This is a genomic window from Streptomyces sp. HUAS 31 (assembly GCF_028198125.1).
GTDB lineage: Bacteria > Actinomycetota > Actinomycetes > Streptomycetales > Streptomycetaceae > Streptomyces > Streptomyces chartreusis.
Genome location: NZ_CP116353.1, coordinates 8,342,738 through 8,367,923, shown reverse-complemented (window position 1 = coordinate 8,367,923; position 25,186 = coordinate 8,342,738). Strand labels below are relative to the sequence as shown.

The 25,186-nt window shown below is 69.9% G+C and carries 24 protein-coding genes and 1 tRNA gene; 11 read left to right on the top strand and 14 right to left on the bottom strand.

Annotation, left to right across the window (positions count from 1 at the left end; genetic code table 11):
• The first annotated feature begins 48 nt into the window (after positions 1 to 48).
• The 4 genes from PGH47_RS37060 to PGH47_RS37045 are packed head-to-tail and all read left to right on the top strand — an operon-like array spanning position 49 to position 4,079.
• Positions 49 to 1,215: a phytanoyl-CoA dioxygenase family protein gene (locus PGH47_RS37060; protein ID WP_271667065.1), complete on the top strand. Its 1,167-nt coding sequence runs from the start codon at positions 49 to 51 to the stop codon at positions 1,213 to 1,215.
• 16 nt (positions 1,216 to 1,231) lie between these two features.
• Positions 1,232 to 2,008 carry an SDR family oxidoreductase gene (locus tag PGH47_RS37055; RefSeq protein ID WP_271667064.1) on the top strand — a complete coding sequence of 259 codons (777 nt, stop codon included), beginning with the start codon at positions 1,232 to 1,234 and terminating at the stop codon, positions 2,006 to 2,008.
• 47 nt (positions 2,009 to 2,055) lie between these two features.
• Positions 2,056 to 3,060: a Gfo/Idh/MocA family protein gene (locus tag PGH47_RS37050; RefSeq protein WP_271667063.1), complete on the top strand. Its 1,005-nt coding sequence runs from the start codon at positions 2,056 to 2,058 to the stop codon at positions 3,058 to 3,060.
• Complete coding sequence (locus tag PGH47_RS37045; RefSeq protein ID WP_271667062.1) at positions 3,057 to 4,079, top strand: Gfo/Idh/MocA family protein; 1,023 nt, start codon at positions 3,057 to 3,059, stop codon at positions 4,077 to 4,079. The genes PGH47_RS37050 and PGH47_RS37045 overlap by 4 nt, the downstream gene beginning before the upstream one ends.
• Before the next feature lie 86 nt (positions 4,080 to 4,165).
• Here the strand turns inward: PGH47_RS37045 and PGH47_RS37040 are convergent, their stop codons facing one another.
• The 5 genes from PGH47_RS37040 to PGH47_RS37020 are packed head-to-tail and all read right to left on the bottom strand — an operon-like array spanning position 4,166 to position 9,127.
• The gene (locus PGH47_RS37040) at positions 4,166 to 5,188 is read right to left on the bottom strand and encodes a Gfo/Idh/MocA family protein (protein ID WP_271667061.1); all 1,023 of its coding nucleotides are present in this window, start codon (positions 5,186 to 5,188) and stop codon (positions 4,166 to 4,168) included.
• A 25-nt stretch (positions 5,189 to 5,213) separates the two neighbouring features.
• Positions 5,214 to 6,116 (bottom strand): sugar phosphate isomerase/epimerase family protein, encoded by a 903-nt coding sequence (locus PGH47_RS37035; RefSeq protein ID WP_271667060.1) that lies wholly within the window; start codon positions 6,114 to 6,116, stop codon positions 5,214 to 5,216.
• Between the two features lies 1 nt (position 6,117).
• Positions 6,118 to 7,026, bottom strand: a complete 909-nt coding sequence (locus PGH47_RS37030) for an ATP-binding cassette domain-containing protein (protein WP_271667059.1) — start codon at positions 7,024 to 7,026, stop codon at positions 6,118 to 6,120.
• A 5-nt stretch (positions 7,027 to 7,031) separates the two neighbouring features.
• On the bottom strand, positions 7,032 to 8,111 hold the full coding sequence (locus PGH47_RS37025; protein WP_271667058.1) for an ABC transporter permease: 1,080 nt from the start codon (positions 8,109 to 8,111) through the stop codon (positions 7,032 to 7,034).
• Positions 8,111 to 9,127 (bottom strand): sugar ABC transporter substrate-binding protein, encoded by a 1,017-nt coding sequence (locus tag PGH47_RS37020; RefSeq protein ID WP_271667057.1) that lies wholly within the window; start codon positions 9,125 to 9,127, stop codon positions 8,111 to 8,113. The genes PGH47_RS37025 and PGH47_RS37020 overlap by 1 nt, the downstream gene beginning before the upstream one ends.
• Before the next feature lie 298 nt (positions 9,128 to 9,425).
• Here PGH47_RS37020 and iolC point away from each other — a divergent pair, with 298 nt between their 5' ends.
• The 6 genes from iolC to PGH47_RS36990 are packed head-to-tail and all read left to right on the top strand — an operon-like array spanning position 9,426 to position 16,431.
• Entirely contained in the window at positions 9,426 to 10,385 is a 960-nt protein-coding gene (gene iolC, locus PGH47_RS37015; RefSeq protein ID WP_126898886.1) for a 5-dehydro-2-deoxygluconokinase, read from the top strand.
• 34 nt (positions 10,386 to 10,419) lie between these two features.
• Complete coding sequence (locus PGH47_RS37010; RefSeq protein WP_125526175.1) at positions 10,420 to 11,298, top strand: Cgl0159 family (beta/alpha)8-fold protein; 879 nt, start codon at positions 10,420 to 10,422, stop codon at positions 11,296 to 11,298.
• Between the two features lie 26 nt (positions 11,299 to 11,324).
• Positions 11,325 to 12,212 (top strand): 5-deoxy-glucuronate isomerase, encoded by an 888-nt coding sequence (gene iolB, locus PGH47_RS37005; RefSeq protein WP_271667056.1) that lies wholly within the window; start codon positions 11,325 to 11,327, stop codon positions 12,210 to 12,212.
• Between the two features lie 8 nt (positions 12,213 to 12,220).
• Positions 12,221 to 14,098 (top strand): 3D-(3,5/4)-trihydroxycyclohexane-1,2-dione acylhydrolase (decyclizing), encoded by a 1,878-nt coding sequence (gene iolD, locus PGH47_RS37000; RefSeq protein WP_271667055.1) that lies wholly within the window; start codon positions 12,221 to 12,223, stop codon positions 14,096 to 14,098.
• Between the two features lie 30 nt (positions 14,099 to 14,128).
• Positions 14,129 to 15,622, top strand: coding sequence for a CoA-acylating methylmalonate-semialdehyde dehydrogenase (locus PGH47_RS36995; RefSeq protein WP_271667054.1), 1,494 nt, complete (start codon positions 14,129 to 14,131; stop codon positions 15,620 to 15,622).
• Between the two features lie 23 nt (positions 15,623 to 15,645).
• Positions 15,646 to 16,431, top strand: a complete 786-nt coding sequence (locus PGH47_RS36990; protein ID WP_093865545.1) for a GntR family transcriptional regulator — start codon at positions 15,646 to 15,648, stop codon at positions 16,429 to 16,431.
• Between the two features lie 9 nt (positions 16,432 to 16,440).
• Here the strand turns inward: PGH47_RS36990 and PGH47_RS36985 are convergent, their stop codons facing one another.
• The 9 genes from PGH47_RS36985 to PGH47_RS36945 all read right to left on the bottom strand — a co-directional run bounded on the left by PGH47_RS36985 (position 16,441) and on the right by PGH47_RS36945 (position 24,530).
• The gene (locus PGH47_RS36985) at positions 16,441 to 17,244 is read right to left on the bottom strand and encodes a DUF427 domain-containing protein (RefSeq protein WP_271667053.1); all 804 of its coding nucleotides are present in this window, start codon (positions 17,242 to 17,244) and stop codon (positions 16,441 to 16,443) included.
• Between the two features lie 46 nt (positions 17,245 to 17,290).
• The gene (locus tag PGH47_RS36980) at positions 17,291 to 18,277 is read right to left on the bottom strand and encodes an aldo/keto reductase (protein ID WP_271667052.1); all 987 of its coding nucleotides are present in this window, start codon (positions 18,275 to 18,277) and stop codon (positions 17,291 to 17,293) included.
• Positions 18,278 to 18,360: 83 nt separating this feature from the next.
• A complete protein-coding gene (locus tag PGH47_RS36975; RefSeq protein WP_271667051.1) occupies positions 18,361 to 19,023 on the bottom strand; it encodes an NUDIX domain-containing protein in 663 nt (220 codons plus the stop codon).
• A gap of 137 nt (positions 19,024 to 19,160) precedes the next feature.
• Positions 19,161 to 19,592, bottom strand: coding sequence for an HIT family protein (locus PGH47_RS36970; protein ID WP_271667050.1), 432 nt, complete (start codon positions 19,590 to 19,592; stop codon positions 19,161 to 19,163).
• Between the two features lie 161 nt (positions 19,593 to 19,753).
• Positions 19,754 to 20,935, bottom strand: a complete 1,182-nt coding sequence (locus PGH47_RS36965; RefSeq protein WP_271667049.1) for an ABC transporter ATP-binding protein — start codon at positions 20,933 to 20,935, stop codon at positions 19,754 to 19,756.
• Positions 20,936 to 21,025: 90 nt separating this feature from the next.
• On the bottom strand, positions 21,026 to 21,859 hold the full coding sequence (locus tag PGH47_RS36960; protein ID WP_271667048.1) for a carbohydrate ABC transporter permease: 834 nt from the start codon (positions 21,857 to 21,859) through the stop codon (positions 21,026 to 21,028).
• Positions 21,859 to 22,803 carry a carbohydrate ABC transporter permease gene (locus PGH47_RS36955; RefSeq protein WP_271667047.1) on the bottom strand — a complete coding sequence of 315 codons (945 nt, stop codon included), beginning with the start codon at positions 22,801 to 22,803 and terminating at the stop codon, positions 21,859 to 21,861. The genes PGH47_RS36960 and PGH47_RS36955 overlap by 1 nt, the downstream gene beginning before the upstream one ends.
• 70 nt (positions 22,804 to 22,873) lie before the next feature.
• Positions 22,874 to 24,184 carry an ABC transporter substrate-binding protein gene (locus tag PGH47_RS36950; protein ID WP_271667046.1) on the bottom strand — a complete coding sequence of 437 codons (1,311 nt, stop codon included), beginning with the start codon at positions 24,182 to 24,184 and terminating at the stop codon, positions 22,874 to 22,876.
• Between the two features lie 272 nt (positions 24,185 to 24,456).
• Positions 24,457 to 24,530 (bottom strand) — tRNA-Pro (locus tag PGH47_RS36945).
• 116 nt (positions 24,531 to 24,646) lie between these two features.
• On the opposite strand from PGH47_RS36945, the gene PGH47_RS36940 reads away from it, so the two are divergent.
• Positions 24,647 to 25,165 carry a DUF309 domain-containing protein gene (locus tag PGH47_RS36940; RefSeq protein WP_271667045.1) on the top strand — a complete coding sequence of 173 codons (519 nt, stop codon included), beginning with the start codon at positions 24,647 to 24,649 and terminating at the stop codon, positions 25,163 to 25,165.
• Positions 25,166 to 25,186: the final 21 nt, after the last annotated feature.

Genomic DNA, 25,186 nt, shown 5'->3' with positions numbered 1-25,186 from the left:
TGACAAGAATGGCATCGCTGAATCGCTCCTGTCACCGAGAGGACACCGATGTCCTTCACCTCCGTACACCGCCGGACCTGGCTGTCCGAGCACGACTGCGACCTCGCGGAGTTCCGTGAGCTGGTCCAGCGCACGACCGACCTCGCCGACTACCCGTACGCCTCCGCCGTGGAGCGCGAGGTCCTGGTCTACGACAGCGACCGGCTGCGCGGGGCCGAGGACGACCGGGCGGTGCGGGCCGAGCTGGCCCGTGCGCTGACCGACGGTCCGGGCATCGTGGTCTTCCAGGGCGCCTTCGCGGACCACGGCGTCGTCGACCGGCTCAGTGCCGTGTTCGACGCCCTGATCGCCGAGCAGCGCGCCTCGGGCGCGACGGCCGGGGACCACTTCGCCAAGCCGGGCGCCAACGACCGGGTCTGGAACGCGCTGGAGAAGGCGGCCCTGTACGACCCCGAGGCGTTCGCCGACTACTACGCCAACGACATCCTCGCCCTGGTCTCGACCGCCTGGCTCGGGCCCGGCTACCAGGTGACCTCGCAGGTCAACGTGGTCAACCCGGGCGGAGCCGCGCAGAACGTGCACCGCGACTACCACCTGGGCTTCCTCTCCAACGAGGTCGCGGCGGCCTACCCGGCCCACGTCCACCGCCTCTCCCCCGTGCTCACCCTCCAGGGCGCCGTCGCGCACTGCGACATGCCGGTGGAGTCCGGGCCGACGATGTACCTGCCGTACTCGCAGTCGTACGAGCCGGGTTACCTGGCCTGGCGACTGCCGGAGTTCCGGGAGTACTTCGAGGCGCACCACGTCCAGCTCCCGCTCGCCAAGGGCGACGCGGCCTTCTTCAACCCGGCGCTGTTCCACGCCGCCGGCACCAACCGGTCGGCGGGCATCCGGCGCATGGCGAACCTGCTCCAGGTGTCCTCCGCCTTCGGGCGGGCCATGGAGACCGTGGACCGCGAGGCCGTCGCGAACGCCGTGTTCCCCGTACTGCTGCGGCGTGCGGGCGAGGGCGCGGACGAGGCCTGGACGACGAACGTGATCGCCGCGAGCGCCGAGGGCTACCCCTTCCCGACCAACCTGGACAGCGACCCGCCGGTCGACGGGCTGGCCCCGCCGTCCCAGGCGGACGTCGTACGGCGCGCGCTGGCCGGGGCATGGACCCCCGAGGCCCTGCGTGACCAACTGCGGGCCGGCGCCGAGCGGCGCCAGAGCTGAAAGGACCCCTCAAGGCATGGGACTTCTCGACGACAAGGTCGTCCTCGTCAACGGCGGCAGTCAGGGCGTCGGCGCCGCCATCGCGCGGGCGGCCGTCCGCGAGGGGGCGGTCGTGGCCGTCACCGGGCGTCGCCCGGAACCCGGTGAGGCATTGGTGGCCGAGCTGGCCGCCGCCGGCGGCAAGGCCATGTTCGTGCGGGCCGACCTGTCGGACGCCGAGCAGGCCAAGGCGTCCGTCGCCGAGGTCGTCGACGCCTACGGCCGGGTCGACTGCCTGGTCAACTCGGCGGGGCTGACGTCCCGCGGCACGCTGCTGGACACCACGCCCGAGCTGTTCGACCAGCACATCGCGATCAACCTGAAGGCGCCGTTCTTCGCCATGCAGGCCGCCGTGACGGACATGCTCGGCCGCAAGGCACCCGGCACGATCGTCAACATCATCACGTCCTCGGCGCACGGCGGGCAGTCGTTCCTCGCGCCGTACGTCTCCGCCAAGGCGGGCCTGATCGGGCTCACCCGCAACGCCGCGCACGCGCACCGCTGGGACCGGATCCGGATCAACGGCCTCAACATCGGCTGGACCGCGACCGAGGGCGAGGACGCCACACAGAGGGCCTTCCACGGCGCCAGGGACGACTGGCGCGAGGAGGCCGCCGCGAGGCTGCCGATGGGCAAGCTGGGCCAGCCCGACGAGATCGCCGACTTCGTGGTGTTCCTGCTGTCGGAGCGGTCCGGGGTGGTCACGGGGTCGGTGATCGACTGGGACCAGAACGTCCTGGGCGGCCTGGACTGAAGAAGCAGCACGGACAGCAATCACACCCGAAGAAAGCAGCACAGCTCATGCGCATCGGAATCCTCGGCCTCGGCCGTATCGGCGCCTTCCACGCCGAGACCCTCTCCGGACTCGACGCGGTCGACTCCCTCGTCGTCACCGACCCGTTCGCGGAGGCCGCCAAGGCCGCCGCGGAGCGGTTCGGGGCGGAGGTCGTGGACTCGCCTCAGGCCCTGCTGTCGGCCGGCGTGGACGGCATCGTCGTCGCCGCCGCGACCGACGCCCACCCCGCGCTGATCCTGGCCGGCGTCGAGGCCGGCATCCCCGTCTTCTGCGAGAAGCCCGTCGCGAGGACCATGGCCGAGGGCGTCGAGGTGCTCAAGGCCGTCCAGGGCAAGGACGTGCCGATCCAGATCGGCTACAACCGGCGCTTCGACACCGGGTTCGTCAACGCCCGCGCCGCGGTGCAGAGCGGCGAGCTGGGCAAGCTGCACACCGTACGCTCGACCACCCTGGACCCGGCGCCGCCGCCGGCCGCCTACATCGCCGCCTCCGGTGGCATCTTCCGGGACTGCTCGGTGCACGACTTCGACATCATCCGCTGGGTGACCGGCCGCGAGGTGAAGGAGGTGTACGCCGTCGGCGGCAACAAGGGTGCCGACTTCATCAAGGAGGCGGGCGACGCCGACACCACGGGCGCGATTCTCACCCTGGACGACGGCACGATCGCGGTGGTCTCCAACTCCCGCCACAATGCCCGGGGTTACGACGTCCGCATGGAGATCCACGGCTTCGCCGACTCCATCGCCGTCGGCCTGGAGGACAAGCTGCCGCTGCGTTCGGTCGAGCCCGGCGTGACGTTCCCCGCGGGCACCCCGCACGACTTCTTCATGGACCGCTTCACCGCGGCCTACCGCGCCGAACTCACCGCGTTCACCGAGGTCGTGGCGGGCACCAGGCCCTCCCCGTGCACCATCGAGGACGCGCTGGAGGCGGGCTGGATCGCGGACGCCTGCACACTGTCGCTGAACGAGCACCGTCCGGTCACGATCGAGGAGGTACGCCAGGGATGAACGACACGGGCCGGGAACCGCTGCGCATCGGCGTGCTGGGCGCGGCACGCATCACCGAGCTCTCTCTCGTGGGTCCGGCCCGGACGACCGGCCACCGCCTTGTGGCGGTGGCCGCGCGCGACCGGTCCCGCGCCGCGGCGTTCGCCGACGAGCACGACGTGGAGCGGGTGGCGGACTCCTACGCCGACCTGCTCGCCGACCCCGAGGTCGAGGTCGTCTACAACCCGCTCGCCAACGGTCTGCACGGGCCGTGGAACCTCGCCGCGCTCGCGGCCGGCAAGCACGTCCTGTCGGAGAAGCCGTCGGCGAGCAACGCCGAGGAGGCGGCCGAGGTACGGGATGCCGCCGTCAAGTCCGGGAGCGTCTTCATGGAGGCGTTCCACTACCTCTTCCACCCGGTGACCCGGCGTCTGCACGAGATCGTCGAGAGCGGCGAACTGGGCGAGCTCCGGCGGGTGGAGACGCTGGTGGCGATCCCGGCCCCCGGCGACTCCGACCCGCGCTGGTCACTGTCACTGGCCGGCGGGGCCCTGATGGACCTCGGCTGCTACAGCCTGCACGCGGTGCGGATGCTCGCGCCCTGGGCCGGCGGCGCGCCACGGCTCGTCTCGGCACGCGGCGGACAGCGAACAGGCGCTCCGGGCGTCGACGAGTGGCTGGACGCCGACCTGGAGTTCCCGGGCGGTACCACCGCGTCGGCCCGCTGCCACATGGCGTACGACGACCTGGAGATGAGCTGCCGCGTCATCGGCTCCCGCGGCGAGGCCCTGGCCCCGAACTTCGTCCTCCCGCACCTCGACGACCGCCTCGTGGTACGCACCCCGGACGGCGAACGCACGGAACACCTCGGCACCCGCTCGTCGTACACCTACCAACTGGAGGCCCTCGCCGCCCACATCCGCCGGGACAACCCACTCCCGCTGGACGCGGACGACGCCTTGGCGACGATGCGGCTGATCGACGAGTCGTACCGGGCGGCGGGGTTCGAGCCGCGGCCGCGTACGACGCTCACGGGCTGAGGGCCACGGGCGAACCGAACGCACCGGAGGGCCGGGGAAGTTCCCCGGCCCTCCGGTGCGTCGTGGCGACGCGCGACGGATCGTCGTCAGGCGTAGAGCGCGGGCCGCTCCACCAGTTCCACCCGCATCCGGCCGCCCTCCTCCAGTGCCCGTACCGCCGCCTCGCACACCGCGGCCACCGCGTAGCCGTCCCAGGCGCTGGGGCCGGTGACCTCGTCGCGGCGGGTGGCGTCCACCCAGGCCTGGACCTCCCGGTCGTAGGCGTCCGCGAAGCGTTCGATGTAGTCCTGGGCGATGATGCCGCCCCAGCGGCCGGCCGCGTTGGTGACCATGGCGTGGCCGTCGCCGACGCGGGCGGTGCCGCGTTCGCAGACGACCTCGGCCTGGACCTGGTAGCCGAAGCCGCAGTTGACGTAGATCTCGACGTCGACGATGGCGCCGCCGTCCGTCTCGAAGACCACGAACTGCGGGTCGCGGATGCCGTTCGGGGCGTTCGCGGACGGCGTCGGGGCGAGCACCGTGACGGCCGTGATCTCGTGGCCGAGCAGCCAGCGGGTCACGTCCATCTCGTGCGTGACGGAGTCGTTGATGAGCATCTCGGAGGTCCAGCCGGGCGGGCTGGCGACATTGCGGTGCCGGTTGTGCAGCATCAGCGGCCGACCCAACTGGCCGGTCTCCAGGAGGGACTTGAGCTTCATGTACTCGGCGTCGTAGCGCCGCATGAAGCCGACCTGGACCCGGCGCCGGCCGAGCTTCTGCTCGGCCTGAAGGACCCGCAGCGCGGACGCCGCGTCCGGGGTGAGCGGTTTCTCGCACAGCACCGGCAGGTCGTGCTCGAACGCGGCGAGGAGGGCCGCCTCGTGGGCGGGGCCCGGCGAGGCGACGATCACCGCGTCGACGTCGGCCGACGCCATCGCGGCGGCCGGGTCCGTGTGGACGGTGCAGCCGTCGACACGGGCCGCGACCGATTTGGCGCGTTCCGCGTCGACGTCCACGACGGCGGTCACCCGTGCCCCGCTGGTGACCTCCTGGATGCGGCGCACATGGTCCGCGCCCATCTTTCCGGTACCGATGACTGCGACTCCGAGCGTGTGCGGACGCTGGGTCATGGTGATCGGCCGTCCTTTCGGATCGTCAGGCGCCGCAGGACCTCAGGAACTTGCGGGTGCGCACCGCGATGGGCATCGGCTTGTCCGGCTCGCAGGGGTACATGTCCTGCTCGACGATGGCGAACAGGTCCACGTTCAGCTTCTGCGCGGCCTGAAGGACCGGGCCCAACGCCGGTACGCCGGCGGGGGGTTCGCACATCACGCCGCGCTGGACGGCGGGTCCGAACGGGATCTCGTTCTTCACCACGTCCGCGAGGATCTCCGGGTCCACCTGTTTGAGGTGCAGATAGCCGATGCGCTCGCCGTAGGTCTCGATCAGCTTGACGCTGTCGCCGCCGCAGTAGGCGTAGTGACCGGTGTCCAGGCAGAGGTTGACCAGGTCGGAGTCGGTCGAGTCGAGGAAGCGCTCGACGTGGGCCTCGGTGTCGATGTGCGTGTCGGCGTGCGGGTGCACGACGATGTCGAGACCGAACGTCTCCTTGACCTCGTGCCCGAGCCGCTCCATGCCCTTGGTCAGGTGGGCCCACTGCTCGGCGGTGAGCTCCGGCGGCTCCAGGATCTCGGCGGTCTTGTCGTCCCGCCAGAAGGACGGGATGACGACGAGGTGCTTCGCTCCCATGGCCTGGGTGAGCGCGGCGACCTCGCTCACGTGCTGCCAGGTCGACTCCCAGACGGCGGGGCCGCGGTGCAGGCCCGTGAAGATCGTGCCGGCCGAGACCTTGAGGCCCCGCTTGTCGATCTCGTCGGTCAGCCGTGCCGGGTCGGTCGGCAGATAGCCGTACGGGCCCAGTTCGATCCAGTCGTAGCCGGCCTCGGCGACCTCGTCGAGGAACCGTTCCCAGGGCACCTGGACGGGGTCGTCGGGGAACCAGACGCCCCAGGAGTCGGGGGCCGAGCCGACCCGGATACGGTCCAGCGCAGGGGCCATGTCAGGACTTCCCTTCCGAGGAGGCCACGGGTGCGGTGAGGTCGGACTCCTCGGGGAGTTCCTCGACGTCGACGCCGCGTACCTGGGACAACTCGTGCTTGAGTGCGGCGAGTTCGGTGCCGCCGGCCATGTGGTTGGTGAGCTCTTCCAGGCTCACCTCCTCACGGGAGGCGTTCAGCTCCATGGTGCCGAGGCGCAGGACGCTGAAGTGGTCGCCGACCATGTAGGCGTGGTGGGGGTTGTGGGTGATGAAGATGACGCCGAGGCCGCGGTCGCGGGCGGCGGCGATGTACTTCAGGACCACGCCGGACTGCTTGACGCCGAGGGCGGCGGTCGGCTCGTCCAGGATGAGGACGCGGGCGCCGAAGTAGACGGCGCGGGCGATGGCGACGCACTGGCGCTGGCCGCCGGAGAGGGTGCCGATGGGCTGCTCCAGGTCGTCCAGGACGATGCCCATGTTGCGCAGCTCTTCGTCGGCGGTCTTCTTCATCTTCTCGATGTCGAGACGGCGCACGGGCCAGGGGCCCTTGGTCATCTCGGAGCCGAGGAAGAAGTTCCGCCAGACCGGCATCAGGGGAACCACCGCGAGGTCCTGGTAGACCGTCGCGATGCCCTTGTCCAGCGCCTCGCGCGGGGTGGAGAAGCGCACCGGTGCGCCGTCGACGAGGAACTCGCCCTCGGTGTGCTGGTGCAGACCCGAGATGATCTTGATGAGGGTCGATTTGCCGGCGCCGTTGTCGCCGAGCACGCAGGTGACCTGGCTGGGGAAGACCTTCAGGTCGACGCCGTGCAGGGCGCGGATGTTGCCGTACGCCTTACCCGCGCCGCGCAGTTCGACGATCGGGGCGTCCTTGTCGGGAACCTCGTCCTGGAGGACGGCGCCGTGGGTGCCGGTTTCTTTGCTGGTCATTCGGGTCACCTCCGGGTCGCCGTGCGCTGGACCCACAGATTGATGAGAACGGCGCCGAGGAGCATCACGCCGAGGAAGGCCTTGAACCAGTCCGGGTTCCAGCCGGCGTAGACGATGCCCTGCTGGACCATGCCGAACATGAAGGCACCGAAGACCGGACCGATCGCGGAACCGGCACCACCGGTCAGCAGACAGCCGCCGATCACGGCCGCGGCGATGTAGATGAGCTCCTGGCCCACGCCCTCGCCGGACTGCACCGTGTTGAACGAGAACAGCTGGTGCATGCCGACGAACCAGGCGCCGAAGCCGACCAGCATGAACAGCGAGATCTTCGTGAACGTCACCGGCACACCGACGGCACGGGCGCTGCCCTGGTTGCCGCCGACCGCGAAGATCCAGTTGCCGTACTTGGTACGCAACAGCACCCACGTGGCCAGCGCCGCGAAGACCAGCCACCACACCACGGTGATCTTGACCTGGACGCCGCCGATGTCGAAGGAGGACGCGAAGAGGGCCTTGGCCTGCTCGAAGCCGTCCATGTCGCTGATGTCGTCGGTGGCGACGTTGCCGGTGACCAGCTTGGTCACGGCGAGGTTCACGCCCTGGAGGATCAGGAACGTGCCGAGGGTGACCAGGAAGCTCGGGAGCCCGGTCTTGACCAGCAGCCAGCCGTTGAACAGACCGACCGCGAGGGACACGATCAGGGCGACGATCACGCCGACCCAGACGTTCATCGTCAGCTGGTAGCTGACCATGCTCGCGGTCAGGGCAGAGGTGATCACGGCGACACCGGCGGACAGGTCGAACTCGCCGCCGATCATCAGCAGCGCGACCGGGAGCGCCATGATCCCGATCGTCGACGACTGATACAGGATGTTCGCCATCGAGCTGCCGTCACGCACGGCCGGGGCCGTGATGAGGAAGAAGATCAGCACCGCGACGGCGCCGAGGAAGACGCCGACCTCGGGACGGGCGAGGAGGCGCAGCGCAAGGGGCCGCTGCCGGGTCCGCCCGTCGGATTCCTTGCCGGGGCCGGAGGCCGGCGGTGTGTTCACCGCCGGCTCAGCCTGTTGGGTCATGCTCATCACCGAGTGCCCTTCGCGGCGAACGCGTCGATCTTCTCGACGTTCGTCTTGTCGACGAAGGCCGGACCGGTCAGGACCGGGGCCTCGCCGCCGCCCATGTAGTTGCCGTTGTTCTTGTAGAGCCACAGGGAGTCGATCGCCAGGTAGCCCTGGAGGTAGGGCTGCTGGTCGACGGCGAACTCGATGTCGCCCTTCTTGATCGCTCCGGTCAGTTCCTTGTTGAGGTCGAAGGTCGCGACCTTCGCCTTGCTGCCCGACTCGTCCACGGACTGCGCGGCCGTCAGCGCGAACGGGGCGCCGAGGGCGACGACGTAGTCGATGTCCTTGTCCGTCTTGAGCTTGGCGGTGATCGTGGACTTCACGGACGGCATGTCCGTGCCGTTGACGTTCAGGGTCTCGGTCGTGCCCTCGAACGTCTTCTTCACGCCGTCACAGCGCTGGGTGAGGCCGATGTTGCCCTGTTCCTGGATGACACAGACGGCCTTCTTGGCGCCGGCCTCGTTCAGCCGCTTGCCGAGCGCCTCACCGGCCACCGTCTCGTCCTGGCCGAAGAACTCCATCAGGCCGAGCTTCTGCCACTCGCTGACACCGGAGTTCAGACCGACGACCGGGATGTTCGCCTTCTGCGCCTTGCTGACGACGTCCTTGAGGGCGTCGGGCTTGGCGAGCGTGATCGCGATGCCGTCGACCTTCTGGTCGATCGCGTTCTGCACCAGGTTGGCCTGGTTGCCCGCGTTCGGGTCGGCGGAGTAGATCAGCTTGATGTTGTCCTTGGCGGCGGCCGCCTCGGCGCCCTTGCGGACGATGTCCCAGAACGTGTCGCCGGGCGACTGGTGGGTCACCAGGGCGACCGTCATCCGGGGCGTGTTGGCCTTGCCCGCGGAGGCGTTCGCCCCGCCCTCCTCGGACTCCTTTCCACCAGAGCTGCTGGAGCAGCCTGCGAGAGTCAACGCGGCCGCGGCGGCCATGGCCACCATGGGGACCAGCTTGCGGGAGCGGGGGTAAGAGCGGTCCATCTTTCCAGCACCTCACTGTGCGACGGGGTGTGCGACGGGGGAAAGGGATTGATCACTGGGATCCATGACCCGGACCTCGTGGTCCGCGTCCTGTGTGCCGTGGAACACGGCGGTTGCGCTGGGACGGGATCCAATCCCTAGATGCGCCCGCTGTCAATACTTTGTTAAGACATCATTTCACACTCAGGTCCGAATGTAAGTACAAACTATTGACAGCGTCGGCCTTCACGTCCTACACCTGGGAGGCGGCAGGCCGCTTGGGACCCGCAACCCCTGTCCAGCTCTAGGAGCGTCACGCATGGCCGAGTCAGCCAAGTCCTTCGACTTGATCACGATGGGAAGAATAGGAGTCGACCTCTACCCCTTGCAGTCCGGCCTCCCCCTGGCGCAGGTGGAGACGTTCGGCAAATTCCTCGGAGGCTCCGCCGCGAACGTCGCGGTGGCCGCCGCCCGGCTCGGCCGCGACACCGCCGTGATCACACGCACCGGCGACGATCCGTTCGGCGCCTACCTGCACGAAGCCCTCAAGGGCTTCGGCGTCGACGACCGCTGGGTGACGCCGGTCGCGGCCTACCCGACGCCGGTGACGTTCTGCGAGATCTTCCCTCCGGACGACTTCCCGCTCTACTTCTACCGGCAGCCTAAGGCTCCTGACCTGGAGATACATTCCGACGAGCTCGACTACTGGGCAGTTCGTTCGGCCCGGGTCTTCTGGATCACCGGCACCGGCCTGAGCGAGGAGCCGAGCCGCTCCGCCACGCTCGCCGCCCTCAAGGCGCGTGACAAGGCGGGCACCACGGTCTTCGACCTCGACTGGCGCCCCATGTTCTGGCGCGACCCCGACCAGGCCCGCCCGTACTACGCCGAGGCTCTGCGGCACGCCACGGTCGCCGTCGGCAATCTCGACGAGTGCGAGGTCGCCACCGGGGTCCGTGAGCCCCGCGCGTGCGCCGAGGCACTGCTGGCGGCCGGCGTGGAGCTGGCGGTCGTCAAGCAGGGCCCCAAGGGCGTGCTGGCGGTGCACCGGGACGGCACCGAGGCCGAGGTGCCGCCGGTGCCCGTCGAGGTCGCCAACGGACTCGGCGCGGGCGACGCCTTCGGCGGCTCGCTGGTGCACGGGCTGCTGTCCGGCTGGGAGCTGGAGAAGGTCATGCGGTACGCCAACGCCGCCGGCGCACTCGTCGCCTCCCGCCTCGCCTGCTCCTCCGCGATGCCCACCGGGGCCGAGGTCGAGGCCCTCCTCGCACAGGCGTCGTGACGGCCGCCCCAGCCACCCCTGAACGGAGCTTTCCTTGAGCATCAGCATCCCCGACCTCACCGCGGTCAGAGCCCGGCACCCCGAGGCGATCGCGGAGGCCGCAGCCCGCCGGGTGCGCCGCCCGCTGATCGGCGACAGCGGCCGCATGATGATCGTGGCCGCCGACCACCCGGCCCGCGGTGCCCTCGGCGTGGGCGACCGGCGCCTGGCGATGGCCGACCGGGCCGATCTGCTGGAACGTCTCTGCACCGCGCTCTCCCGGCCCGGCGTCGACGGAGTACTGGCCACGGCGGACATCCTGGAGGACCTGCTGCTGCTCGGCGTCCTCGAGGACAAGGTTGTCATGGGGTCCATGAATCGCGGGGGCCTGGCGGGCGCGTCCTTCGAGATGGACGACCGCTTCACCGGCCACCGGGCCGAGGACATCGCCCGGCTGCGCTTCGACGCGGGCAAGCTGCTGGTCCGTATCGACTACGACGACCCGGGCTCGCTGACCACCCTGGAGTCCACGGCCCGTGCCATAGACGCCATGGCGGAGCTGCGGCTGCCGCTGTTCGTCGAGCCGTTCATCTCCCGGCGCGTCGACGGCAGGGTGCGCAACGACCTGTCCGCCGAGGCCGTCACCCGGTCGATAGCCATCGCGTCCGGCCTCGGCGGCACCTCGGCCTACACCTGGCTGAAACTGCCCGTCACCGACGACCCGGACGACATGGCCGAGGTCCTGGAGACGTCCACGCTCCCCGTCGTCCTGCTGGGCGGCGAGGTCGGGGGCGACCAGGAGGGCGCGTACGAGCGCTGGCGCAAGGCGCTGCGGCTGCCCACCGTCCAGGGCATGGTCGTCGGCCGCTCGCTGCTCTACCCGGCCGAGGGCAGTGTGGAGACGGCGGTGGACACGGCCGTCGGCCTGTTGTGACACGCACTGTGACGCGGAGGAACACGATGACGTATCACCTTCCTGCGGGTAAGGCGCTCGACGGCCCCTACGTCGTGGACGTCACGCCCGAGAAGGCCGGCTGGGGCTACTCCAGCCTGAAGGTGCTCCAGCTGCCGCCCGGCGGCTCGCACACCTTCGAGACCGGCGACAGCGAGTGGATCGTGCTGCCGCTGAACGGTGGCTGCACGGTCGGGGCGACGGACGATTTCGGCCACGACGTCTTTCAACTGGCGGGCAGGGAGGGCGTGTTCAGCGGCGTCACCGACTTCGCCTACCTGCCCCGGGACTCCCGGGCGACCGTGTCGTCGGCCGCGGGCGGAAGGTTCGCGCTGACCGGCGCCCGCTGCTCGCGCCGGCTGCCCGCCCGCTACGGGCCGGCCTCCTCGGTGCCGGTGGAACTGCGCGGCACGGGTAACAGCAGCCGGCAGGTGAACAACTTCGGCGCGGCCGGGGTCTTCGAGTGCGACAAGCTCATCGCGGTCGAGGTCATCACGCCGGGCGGCAACTGGTCCTCCTTCCCGCCGCACAAGCACGACGAGCACCGGCCCGGCGAGGAGTCGGTGCTGGAGGAGATCTACTACTTCGAGTTCGCCGACCACGAGGGCATCCCCGGCCTCGGCTACCAGCGGGTCTCCCCGTCCGGCCACGGCCGGAACACCGACGTCCTCGCGGAGGTGCGCGGCGGCGACGTCGTGCTGATCCCCGACGGCTGGCACGGGCCCTCGATGGCCGTGCCGGGGCACCACATGTACTACCTCAACGTCATGGCGGGCCCCGAGGCCGAGCGCGCCTGGCTGATCTGCGACCACCCGGATCACGCCTGGGTCCGCGGCACCTGGCCGGACCAGCCCGTCGACCCCCGTCTCCCCCTCTACACCGCTCCGTCCCAGTGAGGTCCCCGATGAGCCCATCCACCGTCCGTCTGACCGTCGCCCAGGCGCTGGTGCGGTTCCTGTCCGCCCAGTACACCGAGCGCGACGGCGTACGGCACCGGCTGATCGCCGGCACCTGGGGCATTTTCGGCCATGGAAACGTGGCCGGCCTCGGGCAGGCACTCCTCCAGGCGGGCGAGGACGTCATGCCCTACCACCAGGGCCGCAACGAGCAGTCCATGGTGCACGCGGCCGTGGGCCACGCCCGTCAGCTGAACCGGCTCTCCGCGCAGGCCGTGACGACGTCGATCGGTCCGGGCGCGACGAACCTCGTCACCGGTGCCGCGCTCGCCACCATCAACCGGCTGCCGGTCCTGCTGCTCCCCGGCGACTACTTCGCCTCGCACGCCCCGGACCCGCTGCTCCAGCAGCTGGAGCACCCCACCGAGGCGGACGTCTCGGTCAACGACACCCTGCGTCCGGTCTCCCGTTACTTCGACCGGATCACCCGCCCCGAGGCCCTGATCCCGTCGGCGCTGAACGCCATGCGCGTGCTGGCCGACCCGGCCGAGACCGGCGCGGTGACGCTGGCCCTCCCCCAGGACGTGCAGGCGGAGGCGTACGACTGGCCGCAGGAGTTCTTCGCCGACCGCGTCTGGTACGTGCGGCGTCCCGCGCCCGACCCGGTCGAGCTGGCGACGGCCGTCGAGGCGATCCGCGCCGCCCGGCGCCCGCTGATCGTGGCGGGCGGGGGTGTCCACCACAGCGAGGCCGAGGCGGCGCTGAAGGCCTTCGTCGAGGCCACCGGGATCCCGGTCTCCTCCACCCAGGCCGGCAAGGGCTCCCTCCGCCACGACCACCCGGCCGACCTCGGCGGCATCGGCCACACGGGCACCTCGGTCAGCGACGACATCGCGCGCGCCGCGGACCTGGTGATCGGTGTCGGCACGCGGTACACGGACTTCACCACCGCCTCGGGCACGCTCTTCCAGAACCCGGACGTGCGCTTCCTGAACCTCAACATCACCGGCTTCGACGCGCACAAGCTCGCCGCGCGGACGCTGGTCTGCGACGCGCGCGCCGGGCTCACCGCCCTCACGGAGGCGCTTTCCGGCCATCGCGTGGAGGCCGCCTACGAGGCGGAGTACCGCGCGGGCAAGGAGCGCTGGGACGAGGTCGTCGAGGCCGCCTACCGCGCCGACGACGAGACGGCCGTACCGACGCAGACCCAGGTGCTGGGCGCGCTGGACGCGGTCGTCGGCGACGACGACGTGGTGATCAACGCGGCCGGTTCACTCCCCGGCGACCTGCACAAACTGTGGCGGGCCCGCTCGCCGCGCCAGTACCACCTGGAGTACGGCTACTCCTGCATGGGCTACGAGATCCCGGCCGGGATCGGCATCCAGCAGGCCGCCCCGGACGTCGCAGTGTGGTCGCTGGTCGGCGACGGCACCTATCTGATGATGCCGACGGAGATCGTGACCGCGGTCCAGGAGGGGCTGCCGGTCAACATCGTCCTGATCCAGAACCATGGCTACGCCTCCATCGGCGGGCTGTCGAACGAGGTCGGCGGTGAGCGCTTCGGCACCGACTACCGCTACCGGGCCGCCGACGGCACCTTCACCGGCGCCGCGCTCCCGGTCGACCTCGCCGCCAACGCGGCCAGCCTCGGCATGGACGTGCTGCGCGCCAAGACGGTGGGCGAGCTGCGCGAGGCGCTGGCCAAGGCCCGTGCCTCCGACCGGCCGACCTGTGTGTACGTCGAGACGGACATCCTGAACCCGACCTCCCCGGGCCCCGAGGCCTGGTGGGACGTGCCCGTGGCCGAGGTCGCCGACCGCGAGGCCGCCGTCGAGGCCCGCGAACGCTACGACCAGCACGTCGCCGGACGCCGTCGTCACCTCTGAACTCCCCCTTACGAAAGGCACTTTCGCACCATGAAGACCATCACCCACTGGATCGACGGCAAGCCGGTCGAGGGCACCTCCGGCCGCTTCAGCCCCGTCTACAACCCGGCCACCGGCGCCCAGGAGAAGCAGGTCGCCTTCGCGACCGTCGAGGAGGTCGACGCCGCCGTCGCCTCCGCCAAGGCCGCGTTCGAGAGCTGGGGCCAGTCGTCCCTGGCCAAGCGGACCGCGATCCTGTTCAAGTACCGCGAGCTGCTGGACGCCCACCGCGACGAGATCGCCGAACTCATCACCGCCGAGCACGGCAAGGTGCACTCCGACGCCCTCGGCGAGGTCGCGCGCGGTCTGGAGATCGTGGAGCTGGCCTGCGGGATCTCCGTGCAGCTGAAGGGCGAGCTGTCGACGCAGGTGTCGACCCGGGTGGACGTGGCCTCGATCCGGCAGCCGCTGGGCGTGGTCGCCGGCATCACGCCGTTCAACTTCCCCGCCATGGTGCCGATGTGGATGTTCCCGCTGGCCATCGCGTGCGGCAACACCTTCGTGCTGAAGCCGTCCGAGAAGGACCCGTCGGCGTCGTACCGGCTCGCCGAGCTGGCCACCGAGGCGGGGCTGCCGGAGGGTGTGCTGAACGTCGTGCAGGGCGACAAGGTCGCCGTGGACCGGCTCCTCGAGCACCCGGACATCGAGGCGGTCTCCTTCGTCGGCTCCACGCCGATCGCGAAGTACATCCAGCTCAAGGCGGTCGAGCACGGCAAGCGGGTGCAGGCCCTGGGCGGCGCCAAGAACCACATGCTGGTCCTGCCGGACGCCGACCTGGACTTCGCCGCCGACCAGGCGATCAACGCCGCGTACGGCTCGGCGGGCGAGCGCTGCATGGCCGTGTCGGTCGTGGTCGCGGTCGGTGACACCGGCGACGAGCTGGTCGGCAAGATCGCCGAGCGAGCGAAGAACCTGCGCATCGGCCCCGGCGACGACCCGGCGTCCGAGATGGGCCCGCTGATCACGCGCGAGCACCGCGACAAGGTCGCCTCGTACGTGGCGTCGGCCGCCGGACAGGGCGCCGAGGTCGTCGTGGACGGCACCGGCTACTCGGTCGAGGGCCACGAGGACGGCTTCTTCCTCGGTGTCTCCCTGCTGGACCGGGTGCCGCTGACGGCGGACGCCTACCGCGAGGAGATCTTCGGCCCGGTCCTTGCCGTGGTGCGTGCGGAGACGTACGAGGAGGCCATCAAGCTGATCAACGACTCCCGCTGGGGCAACGGCACCGCGATCTTCACCCGGGACGGCGGCGCCGCCCGCCGCTTCCAGCTGGAGGTGAAGGCGGGCATGGTCGGCGTGAACGTGCCGATCCCGGTGCCGGTCGGCTACCACTCCTTCGGCGGCTGGAAGGACTCGCTCTTCGGCGATCTGCACATCTACGGCAACGACGGCATCGCCTTCTACACCCAGGGGAAGGTGATCACCACGCGCTGGCCGGACCCGTCCGACGGCGGCATCAACCTCGGTTTCCCCAGCAACTCCTGACCCCCTGACAGGGAGGCCGTCCCATGGCGAAGACCCGCGGCTCCGCACGCACCGCGTCCGCCTCCGCGCTGGACTCGCTGAACTTCGCCCTGGACCGGGGCAGTCCCGTGCCGCTGTACTACCAGCTCGCGCAGCAGCTGGAGGCGGCGATCGAGCACGGGGCGCTCGCCCCGGGCAACCTCCTGGGCAACGAGGTGGACCTGTCGGTACGGCTGGGCCTGTCCCGGCCCACCGTCCGGCAGGCCATCCAGTCGCTCGTCGACAAGGGGCTGCTGGTGCGGCGGCGCGGAGTGGGCACCCAGGTGGTGCACAGCCAGGTCAAGCGCCCGCTGGAGCTCAGCAGCCTCTACGACGACCTGGAGGCGGCCGGGCAGGGCCCGACCACGCAGGTCGTCCGCAACGAGCGGGTCCCGGCGACCGCGGACGTCGCGGCAGCGCTCGGCATCGCGGAGGGCGCGGAGGTCACGCTCCTCGAACGACTGCGCTGCACGCACGGGCAGCCCGTGGCCATCCTCTGCAACTACCTGCCCGCGAACCTGCTCGACCTCGACACCGCCCGGCTGGAGTCGACGGGCCTGTACCGGATGATGCGGGCCGTCGGCATCACCCTGCACAGCGCCCGCCAGACCGTCGGCGCCCGCTGCGCCACCGCCGAGGAGGCGCAGCGGCTGGACGAGAAGGAGGGCGCCGCGCTGCTGACCATGCAGCGCACGGCGTACGACGACACCGGCCGGCCGGTCGAGTACGGGACGCACATCTACCGCGCGTCCCGGTACGCGTTCGACTTCCAGCTGCTGGTGCGGACCTGAGCCCGCCGGTCAGGGCTTGAGGGTCACGGTGAAGGGCGTGACCGGCCGCTTCAGGCGTTCACCGTCCACGACGATGTCCACCGCCTCGTTGTAGAACGCCACCATCCCCTTGATCGGCCCCACCGCGGGCAGCGGCTCGGCATAGCTCCAGACGATGTTCCGCGGGACGTCTCCGTCACCGTGCCAGGTCCAGTACTGGGCCGTGCCCTTGTACGGGCACCCGGTGTGGTGGTCGGTGGACTCGAACAGGTCGAGCCGGACGTCCTCGCGGGGCACGTAGTACCGGATCGGCAGCCCGGTCTCGAACAGCAGCACCGGGCGCAGCGTGTCCGCGACGACCGTGCCGTCGATCTCGACCTGCACATGACGGCTGCTGGGCATGGCGTCCACCCGTTTGTGCGGGTCGCGCGGGTGGATGAAGATCTCTTCCTCCTCCTCGAACCAGTGGTCGAGGCCGGTGCCCCAGCGCCAGAACCACTCGAAGGCGATGTGCCCGGCGAGGTCGGCGGAGGGGAAGGTCCACGCCGCGTTCTCCACGTGCTTGCCGTCGGCCTGAAGGTCGTAGAAGATCTGCGATCCCGTGTGCGAGCCGGTAGGCGGGTTCTTCGCCGGGCTCAGGAGGTCCGTGCGGACCTCCTCGCGTGGGAACGCGTAGCACGGGACGGGCAGATCGGGTTCCCACACGAGGACGGGGTGCCGGCTGTCGACGACGGTGACGTCGCCCTTGAGGCCGCGCACCCAGCGCTCGCTGGGCTCCCACAGGAGACCTTCGGGGGTCGTGCGGACGGACCGCTCGTTGGGGAACAGAGGCATGGCCCACTCTCCTTCGGCTCCTCTTCGGAGCGTACTCCCGGGGTGGTCAGTGGGCCGCGTCGAGCCGGTCCCTCTGCTCCGGGGTGAGCTCCAGGTCCACGGCCGCCAGGCTCTCCTCCAGCTGGGCCACGGACGACGCCCCGACCAGGGGGAGGATCGGCAGTTCGGCGCCGATCTGCCAGGCCAGGACGACCTGGTTGACGGTGGCACCGGTCTCCCGGGCGACCTCGCGCAGCACCTTCAGCCGGGGCGGGGTGCCCGGGTGGTCGAAGTCGCCCGGCAGCGAGACGTCCGGCCGGGTGTACGCGCCCTTCAGCAGCGGTGAGTAGGCGACCAGCGTCAGACCGGGTTCGGCGCGCAGATAGCTCAGCAGCTCCGGGCCGGCGTGGCCGAGGCTGCCGTCGGGGAACAGTCCCTCGGGGACGTCGATGCGAGGCCGCAGATGGCTGTGGGCGTACTGGAGCACCTCGTAGCCGGGCAGTCCCGCCTTCACGGCGAGCGCGCGGGCCCGCTCGACCCGCCAGATCGCGTGGTTGCTGACGCCGAGGAGGCCGACCGTGCCCTCGGCGACCAGCTCGGCGAACCCTTCGACGGTCTCCTGGAGGGGGACGTCCCGGTCCTCGATGTGGGCGTAGAGCACATCCAGCCTGTCCACGCCGAGCCGGTCGCGGCTGCGCTCGGCGGACTCGCGGATCACCTTCGCCGACAGGCCCTCGGCGTTGTCGACGTAGCCGGTGCCCGGGGCCAGCGGGCGGGCGCCGAGCTTGGTGGCGATGACGATCTCGTCGCCGACGCCGCGGCTGCGCCGCCACCGGCCGAGGAGTTCCTCGCTCTGTCCGCCCTGGCCGCCGTCCTCCCAGAAGGCGTAGTTGTCGGAGGTGTCGATGAAGGTCCCGCCGGCCTCGACATAGCGGTCGAGTACGGCGTAGGAGGTCTCCTCGTCGGTCCGTGAGCCGAAGAGCATCGCGCCGAGGGCGAGGACGCTGACCTCGCGGCGGGTGCTCGGGTTGGTGCCGATGGTGCGGTACTTCATGGATGAATCCCTCCCGTTCGCGCTCCCGGATTCGGGGCACGAACGGGAGTGTTCATCTTGAAGCGCACTTCAAGTCAAGGGCGTCACTTGGCGAACGGGCCCTCCAGTGCGGCCCATTGGAGCAGCATGATGGTCTTGGCGTCGGCGATCTCCCCGGTGCGGATCATCTCCAGGGCCCGGCGGAAGGGCAGTTCGAGGATCTCGATGTCCTCGCCCTCCTCGTCCAGACCACCGCCCTCGTGGGTGCGGGTCGAAGGGCCGTACGCGGCGGCGTAGAAGCTGACGCGCTCGGTGACCGAGCCCGGGCTCATGTAGATGTCGAAGACGTGCTGGACGTCGCCGATGGTGTGCCCGGTCTCCTCGACGACCTCGCGCCGCACGGCGATCTCCGGGTGCTCGTCATCGTCGTCGAGCAGCCCGCCCGGCGTCTCGATCAGCATGCCGTCGGGGTGGCCGTTGACGTACACCGGGAAGCGGAACTGGCGGGTGAGCAGGACGGTTTCGCGTTCGGCGTCGTAGAGCAGCATGGTCGCGCCGTTGCCCCGGTCGTGCGTCTCGCGCTGCTGGGTCCGCCAGGTGCCGTCGGCGTGCTGGAAGTCGAAGGTGGTGGCGCGCTCGACGTACCAGTGGCTGGACAGGAGCCGCACATCGCGCACCTTGACGCGGGGGTTGCCGGTCAGGTCCCGGCCCGTCCGGTCGAGTCCGGTGCGGCCGCGGCGGTCGGGGGTGTCGATGCCGGCGGTCATCGGGCACCGGCCGGAGGGATGAGCGAGTTGGTCATGGCCCGCTTCTACCATCCGGGCGCGGCCGGCGTCGTACGGTCCGGGTGACGGGCGGGCGACCTCCGGGCCTCGTCACCCGCCTGCCCGGGCCTCGACGGCGGTCAGGCCCCGGGCGCCACGGCGTGCTCGAAGCCGAGCTCGCGCAGGGCGACGCGGAGCCTGTCGGCGGCCTCGTCAAGGACCGCCGTGTCCGCAACGGGCTTGGCGTGGTCGAAGTTCAGGTTGCCCATGCCCCACATCGGGGCCACGTGAATGTGCAGGTGGGGCACCTCGAAGCCGGCGATGAGCAGTCCGGCGCGCGGCGCGTCCCACGCCCGCTGCACACCCTGGCCGACCGCCTGCGCGACCCGCATGCAGTGGGCCAGCAGCTCGCCGTCGGCATGGGTCCACTGGTCGATCTCCTGCCGGGGCACGACGAGGGTGTGGCCTGGCGTGAGCGGCGCGTGGGACAGGAACGCCGTCGCGTGCGGGTCCTGCCACACGAACCGGGCGGGAAGCTCGCCGTCCATGATCCGGGAGAAGACGGTGGTCATGCGTGCCCCTTCGCTGCGGACGATCTCTCGACGCGGAGCCTACGCAGTCGGGCACGCGCTCGGCCGCGTATTCGATCTCGCTTCGGCAACGCAGAAGGGGCCTCCGCGGGCTACTGCCCACGAAGACCCTTGTGCACCATCGGAGCACCCTCGTTCCATCGTCAGTCCGCCCTCACCGGATGCGTCAGGTTCGCTCCGGTCGCCGGGTCGAACACGTGGGCCTTGCCCATGTCGACCTGCAGCTCCACCGGTTCGCCCTCGCGGGCACGCGTGGCGGCGTCCAGGCGGGCCACGATGTTGTGGGTGTCGGCGCCGGTGTCGCGCAGGCCCGAGTCCTTGGCGAGCTCCTCCAGTTCGGCGGTCGTCGCCGGCCCGCCCTCCGCGGTGAAGTAGACATACACATCGGAGCCGAGCGACTCCTGTACCTCCACGGTGACGGTGAAGACCGGGCCCGTCCGGTCGTGGGACAGGGCCACGTCCTCGAATGCCTCCGGTCGCAGCCCGACGATGACCTCGCGGGGCGCGTTCTGACGTTCCAGCGCCTGCCTCGTACGGTCGTCGAGGGGCAGGTCGCCCAGGGACGAACGCAGGGAGACGTCCTCCAGAGTGGCGTTCAGGAAGTTCATCGCCGGGGAGCCGATGAAGCCCGCGACGAAGATGTTGCGCGGCAGGTCGTACAGCTCGGCAGGCGTGCCGATCTGCTGGACCAGGCCCTGCCTCATGACCACGACCCGGTCGCCGAGCGTCATCGCCTCGGTCTGGTCGTGGGTGACGTACACGGTGGTCGTGCCGAGGCTCCGCTGCAGCCGGGAGATCTGAGTACGCATCTGCACCCGGAGTTTGGCGTCCAGGTTGGACAGCGGCTCGTCCATCAGGAACGCCTTGGGGTCACGGACGATCGCCCGCCCCATGGCCACCCGCTGGCGCTGACCGCCCGAGAGGTTGGCGGGCTTGCGGTCCAGGTGCTCGGTGAGATCGAGGATCCGGGCGGCTTCCGTCACCTTGGCGTCGATGGTGTCCTTGTCCACCTTGGCCAGGCGCAGCGGGAAGCCCATGTTCTCCCGGACGTTCATGTGCGGGTACAGGGCATAGCTCTGGAACACCATGGCGACGTCGCGTTCCTTGGGAGCCAGGTCGTTGACGACGCGGTCTCCGATGCGCAGGGTGCCCTCGGTGATGTCCTCAAGCCCGGCGATCATGTTCAGGGTGGTGGACTTGCCGCATCCCGACGGACCGACCAGGATCACGAACTCGCCGTCGGCGATCTCGAGGTCCACGTCCTTCACGGCGAGGGACCCGTCGGGAAAGCGCTTGGTGACTCCCTCGAGGATGATCTCGGCCATGGCTGGTGCCTCCTTGCCTTCATGCCTTCCAGGTCCGGGTACCGCGGTCGGCGTCCCGGACCGGTGGCCTGTCCGCCGCGGTCGGCACGTTCACCCCTTGACTGCCCCGGAGGTCAGTCCGGCGACGATCCGACGCTGGAAGAACAGGACGAAAACGATGATCGGGATGGTGATGACCACAGCGGCGGCGGCGATCGATCCGGTGGGCTGCTGGAACTGGGAGCTCCCGGTGAAGAACGCGATCGCGGCAGGCACGGTGCGCGCGGACTCGGTGGACGTCAGGGAGATCGCGAACAGGAAGTCGTTCCAGCAGAAGATGAACACGAGAATGGCCGTGGTGAACACTCCCGGCGCGGCCAGCGGTGCGATGACCAACCGAAAGGCCTGCGCAGGCGTCGCCCCGTCGACCTTGGCGGCCTTCTCCAGATCCCAGGGGATCTCCCTGAAGAACGCCGACAGGGTATAGATCGCAAGCGGCAGGGAGAAGGTCATGTACGGGATGATCAGCCCGATCCAGGTGTCGAAGATCCCGATGATCCGCTCGATGTTGAACAGCGGTGACACCAGGGAGATCGGGGGGAACATGGCGATCAGCAGTGACATGCCGATGAGTACCCGCTTGCCGGGGAAGCGCAGCCGGGCAACCGCGTAGGCGGCCATGGTGCCCAGCGCGACCGCGATCACCGTGGCGATCAGCGCGATACCGATCGAGTTGATCAGCGCACGGGTGAATTCGGAGGTCTCGAAGATGCCCTGGTAGTTCTCCCAGGTCCAGTCCGTGGGGATGTAGTTGCCGTCCGTCAGGGTGCTGGGGTCCTTGAACGACAGCGCGGCGATCCACCACACCGGGAACAGGGCGTACAGCACGACCACCGTATTCAGGACTCCCCATCGGAGGGCATGTGTCTTCCCCACCGCGGCCATCAGCGCTTCACCTCCGCGCCGGGTGCCGCTGCGCCGAACAGTTTGACGAAGGCGAAGGCGATGATCCCGACGCAGATGAAGATCAGGACCGAGATCGCCGACCCGATGCCCAGGTTCAGGGCGGTGAACAGGTTGTCGTACCCGAGGATCGACACGGATCCGGTCCCCTGGGCGCCCGCGGTCAGGATGTAGATGTTGTCGAAGATCCGGAACGCGTCCAGGGTGCGGAAGAGCAGTGCCACCAGGATGGCCGGCTTCATCAGCGGCAGCATGATCTTGGTGAAGCGCTGCCAGGCGGTGGCACCGTCCACCATGGCCGCCTTCAGGGTCTCCTCGGGGACCAGCGCGAGGCCCGCGAGCAGCAGCAGGGCCATGAACGGCGTCGTCTTCCACACCTCGGCAAGGACGATCAGCCAGAGGGCGGGCCACTGTTCGGTCAGCGGAGCGTCTCCGCTGGGCAACAGCTCGGCGAGGTATCCGAGGTCCGGGGTCCAGGCGTACTGCCAGGAGAAGGCGGCGACCACGGTGACGATCCCGTACGGAATGAGGACCGACGTGCGGACGGTGCCGCGCCAGAAGATCGTGCGGTGCATCACCAGGGCGAGTCCCATGCCGAGGACCAGTTCGATCGTCACGGACACGGCGGTGATGAAAAGCGTGACCCAGAAGGCGTCCCACCAGAACGGGGAGGACAGCACCGCCCCGTAGTTGCTCAGGCCCACGAACTCCGCTCGTCCGGGAAAGCGCAGGTCGTACCGCTGGAGGGACAGATAGACGGCGTATCCGATGGGGTAGGCGGTCACCGCGATCATGACGACGACCGCGGGCGCGCAGAGCAGCCAGCCGAGTCGCCGCTCCTGCCTGGCGCCCGCCGAGAGCGCCGCCCGGTCCGGCTCCGACTCGGGGGGCGGCGGTGCTCCGGCCGGTTGTGCCCGCGTGCTCATCTCAGGCCGCCCGAGGACGAGGCCCGTGCGCTGCGGCGCAGGCCGGCGGAGTGCTGCGGTGGGAGGTGGTTCACGGGATCACACCCTCGGATCGCAGGGCATCGTCGATCTGCTCTCTGATGGTGTTGACGGAGCTCACCGGTTTGATCCCGGACGGCGGAGACAGCGTGTGGGAGACGGCGATCGACACGTTCTGGTAGACCGGAGTGATCGGGCGCACGCTCGCCGACTCCAGGGCGGCCAGCACGTCCTGGGAGAAGGGGTACTCCTTCATGAACGCGGGCTCGTCGTACAGGGCGCGCAGGGTGGGCGGCAGACCGCCCTCGAGCGCGGCGGTCAGCTGGTTCTCCCGGTTGCGCAGGCACAGCGCCGCCTCGAAGGCCAGGTCGGGGTGGCGCGAGTAAGCGCTCACCGCCAGGTCGATGCCGCCGATGGTGGGCCGTGCCGGGCGGTTCGGGTCGACCCGGGGGGACGGCGCCCAGCGGAAGTTCTTGAACAGTGCGGGGTTGTTCGCCTTCATCGACGGATAGACGAACGGGTAGTTGAGCTCGAACGCGGCCGTCCCCGACTCCATGGCGAGACGGTTCTGATCCTCCATCTGGTTGGGCAGGGAGGGGTCCGCGGCCGGGGACTTCGCCAGATCACGCATGATCCCGGCGGCCCGCACGGCAGGAGGACCGAGCGAAGGCTCGGTCGCGCTCGCGTTGAGGATGGAGCCGCCCGCACTGTTGATCAGCGTGTTGAACCAGACGGTCAGGCCCTCGTACTGGGCGCCCTGGATCTCCACGAAGTGCGGTTTGCCCTGCCGGGCGAGAGCGCCGGCCATGTCCAGCATCTCGGCCCAGGTCCTGGGTGGGGTGGGCACCAGGTCCTTGCGGTACCACAGGAGCTGGGTGTTGGTGTTGTACGGGACGGCGTACAACTTGCCTTTCCAGGTCGAGGTCTGCAGCGGTACGCGCAGGGTGCCCGCTACGGCCCGCCGCCTCGCCGTCCCCGTCCATTCCCGGATCCAGCGTGCCTCGGCGAACTCCGCCGCCCAGGTGACGTCCAGGCCCAGGATGTCGAGCGAATCGTCCTCGGCGGCGAGTCTGCGGACCAGCTGCTGGCGCTGGCCGTCCGCGGCACGCGGGAGCTTGTTGTAGCTGATCCTGTAGCGGCCGCCCGACGCCTGGCTGCACCGGTCGGCCGCCTTCTGGAGCGCACCGGAGTCGTCGGGGAAGTTGTACCAGTTGAGCGTGGGCCTACCTGAGCCCTCGTCACTGCCGCAAGCGGCTAGCACCGACGCCAGCAACGGCAGTACGGCGAACGCCCGCAGCCATCGCGTCCCTCTGCGACGTCCCTTCTGCCCCTGAACGGGCCGGCAGCCGTACCTCGCGTGCACGCGCTCCACACCTCGATTCCGGACAGTGGCACGGGACTCGGACCTCGCAGCACTTCCTCCCGGAGAAGACTAAAGAGCAGAAAAAGTAAGATCAAGCACATATCGCATCTAATCGCCCAGACCGGGCCACCAGTAGGACCGGCTCTGCGAATCTGCGGACATGGAAGGGTGACGATCGACTTCGCCGCTCCGGGTCCCCATCCGGTCCCAAGAACGACGAAGAGGCCATTTCCAATGAACTGGAAATGACCTCCGACCTGCTACTTCGCAAGTCGGGACGACAGGATTTGAACCTGCGACCCCTTGACCCCCAGTCAAGTGCGCTACCAAGCTGCGCCACGTCCCGGTGCCTCTCGCGCGGTGAACCGCGTGATCGCGCGAACAGCACTTTACCTCACGACGACGACCGCACCGAAGCGGGCGTCCGTCCGCCCGGGGACGGGGCGATGGACAATCGGGGGTATGGGCAGCACATCGTCAGGACGACAGGCGGCGGCACGGGACCGGGACAGCGAGGGGCGGGCGCGTAACGCGCGGCCCCGGGACGGTCTGGGACGGCCCCTGCCGTACGGCGCGGACGGCGTCGCCCGCCAGCCGGAGGGTGTCGTACGCACTCCGCGGGCGTCGGTCGCGGAGGCGCAGGAACTGCTGGACGCGGGGAAGCCGTTCCATGCGCACGAGGTGTTCGAGGACGCGTGGAAGACGGGGCCTCAGGAGGAGCGGGCCCTGTGGCGCGGGCTGGCACAGCTGGCCGTCGGGCTCACGCACTCGGCGCGGGGGAACGTGACGGGAGGCGCGAGGCTGCTGCGGCGCGGGGCCGGGGCCGTGGAGGAGTGGGCGGCCGGGAGCGGTGAGTCGCGGCCGTACGGGATGGATCTCGCGGGGCTGGCCGCTTGGGCGCGGGAGCTGGCGGGGGACGTGGAGGCCGGCGGGCAGGTGGACGCCCGGGAGCGGGCGCCTCGGTTGCGCGGGCGGGCGTAGGCGGGTTCGGCGCCGGGCACG

Bases quoted from the DNA above. Each gene is read 5' to 3' on its own strand.
- PGH47_RS37060 (WP_271667065.1), top strand. From the start codon at position 49: ATGTCCTTCACCTCCGTACACCGCCGGACCTGGCTGTCCGAGCACGAC.
- PGH47_RS37055 (WP_271667064.1), top strand. From the start codon at position 1,232: ATGGGACTTCTCGACGACAAGGTCGTCCTCGTCAACGGCGGCAGTCAG.
- PGH47_RS37050 (WP_271667063.1), top strand. From the start codon at position 2,056: ATGCGCATCGGAATCCTCGGCCTCGGCCGTATCGGCGCCTTCCACGCC.
- PGH47_RS37045 (WP_271667062.1), top strand. From the start codon at position 3,057: ATGAACGACACGGGCCGGGAACCGCTGCGCATCGGCGTGCTGGGCGCG.
- PGH47_RS37040 (WP_271667061.1), bottom strand. From the start codon at position 5,188: ATGACCCAGCGTCCGCACACGCTCGGAGTCGCAGTCATCGGTACCGGA.
- PGH47_RS37035 (WP_271667060.1), bottom strand. From the start codon at position 6,116: ATGGCCCCTGCGCTGGACCGTATCCGGGTCGGCTCGGCCCCCGACTCC.
- PGH47_RS37030 (WP_271667059.1), bottom strand. From the start codon at position 7,026: ATGACCAGCAAAGAAACCGGCACCCACGGCGCCGTCCTCCAGGACGAG.
- PGH47_RS37025 (WP_271667058.1), bottom strand. From the start codon at position 8,111: ATGAGCATGACCCAACAGGCTGAGCCGGCGGTGAACACACCGCCGGCC.
- PGH47_RS37020 (WP_271667057.1), bottom strand. From the start codon at position 9,127: ATGGACCGCTCTTACCCCCGCTCCCGCAAGCTGGTCCCCATGGTGGCC.
- iolC (WP_126898886.1), top strand. From the start codon at position 9,426: ATGGCCGAGTCAGCCAAGTCCTTCGACTTGATCACGATGGGAAGAATA.
- iolB (WP_271667056.1), top strand. From the start codon at position 11,325: ATGACGTATCACCTTCCTGCGGGTAAGGCGCTCGACGGCCCCTACGTC.
- iolD (WP_271667055.1), top strand. From the start codon at position 12,221: ATGAGCCCATCCACCGTCCGTCTGACCGTCGCCCAGGCGCTGGTGCGG.
- PGH47_RS36995 (WP_271667054.1), top strand. From the start codon at position 14,129: ATGAAGACCATCACCCACTGGATCGACGGCAAGCCGGTCGAGGGCACC.
- PGH47_RS36990 (WP_093865545.1), top strand. From the start codon at position 15,646: ATGGCGAAGACCCGCGGCTCCGCACGCACCGCGTCCGCCTCCGCGCTG.
- PGH47_RS36985 (WP_271667053.1), bottom strand. From the start codon at position 17,244: ATGCCTCTGTTCCCCAACGAGCGGTCCGTCCGCACGACCCCCGAAGGT.
- PGH47_RS36980 (WP_271667052.1), bottom strand. From the start codon at position 18,277: ATGAAGTACCGCACCATCGGCACCAACCCGAGCACCCGCCGCGAGGTC.
- PGH47_RS36975 (WP_271667051.1), bottom strand. From the start codon at position 19,023: ATGACCGCCGGCATCGACACCCCCGACCGCCGCGGCCGCACCGGACTC.
- PGH47_RS36970 (WP_271667050.1), bottom strand. From the start codon at position 19,592: ATGACCACCGTCTTCTCCCGGATCATGGACGGCGAGCTTCCCGCCCGG.
- PGH47_RS36965 (WP_271667049.1), bottom strand. From the start codon at position 20,935: ATGGCCGAGATCATCCTCGAGGGAGTCACCAAGCGCTTTCCCGACGGG.
- PGH47_RS36960 (WP_271667048.1), bottom strand. From the start codon at position 21,859: ATGGCCGCGGTGGGGAAGACACATGCCCTCCGATGGGGAGTCCTGAAT.
- PGH47_RS36955 (WP_271667047.1), bottom strand. From the start codon at position 22,803: ATGAGCACGCGGGCACAACCGGCCGGAGCACCGCCGCCCCCCGAGTCG.
- PGH47_RS36940 (WP_271667045.1), top strand. From the start codon at position 24,647: ATGGGCAGCACATCGTCAGGACGACAGGCGGCGGCACGGGACCGGGAC.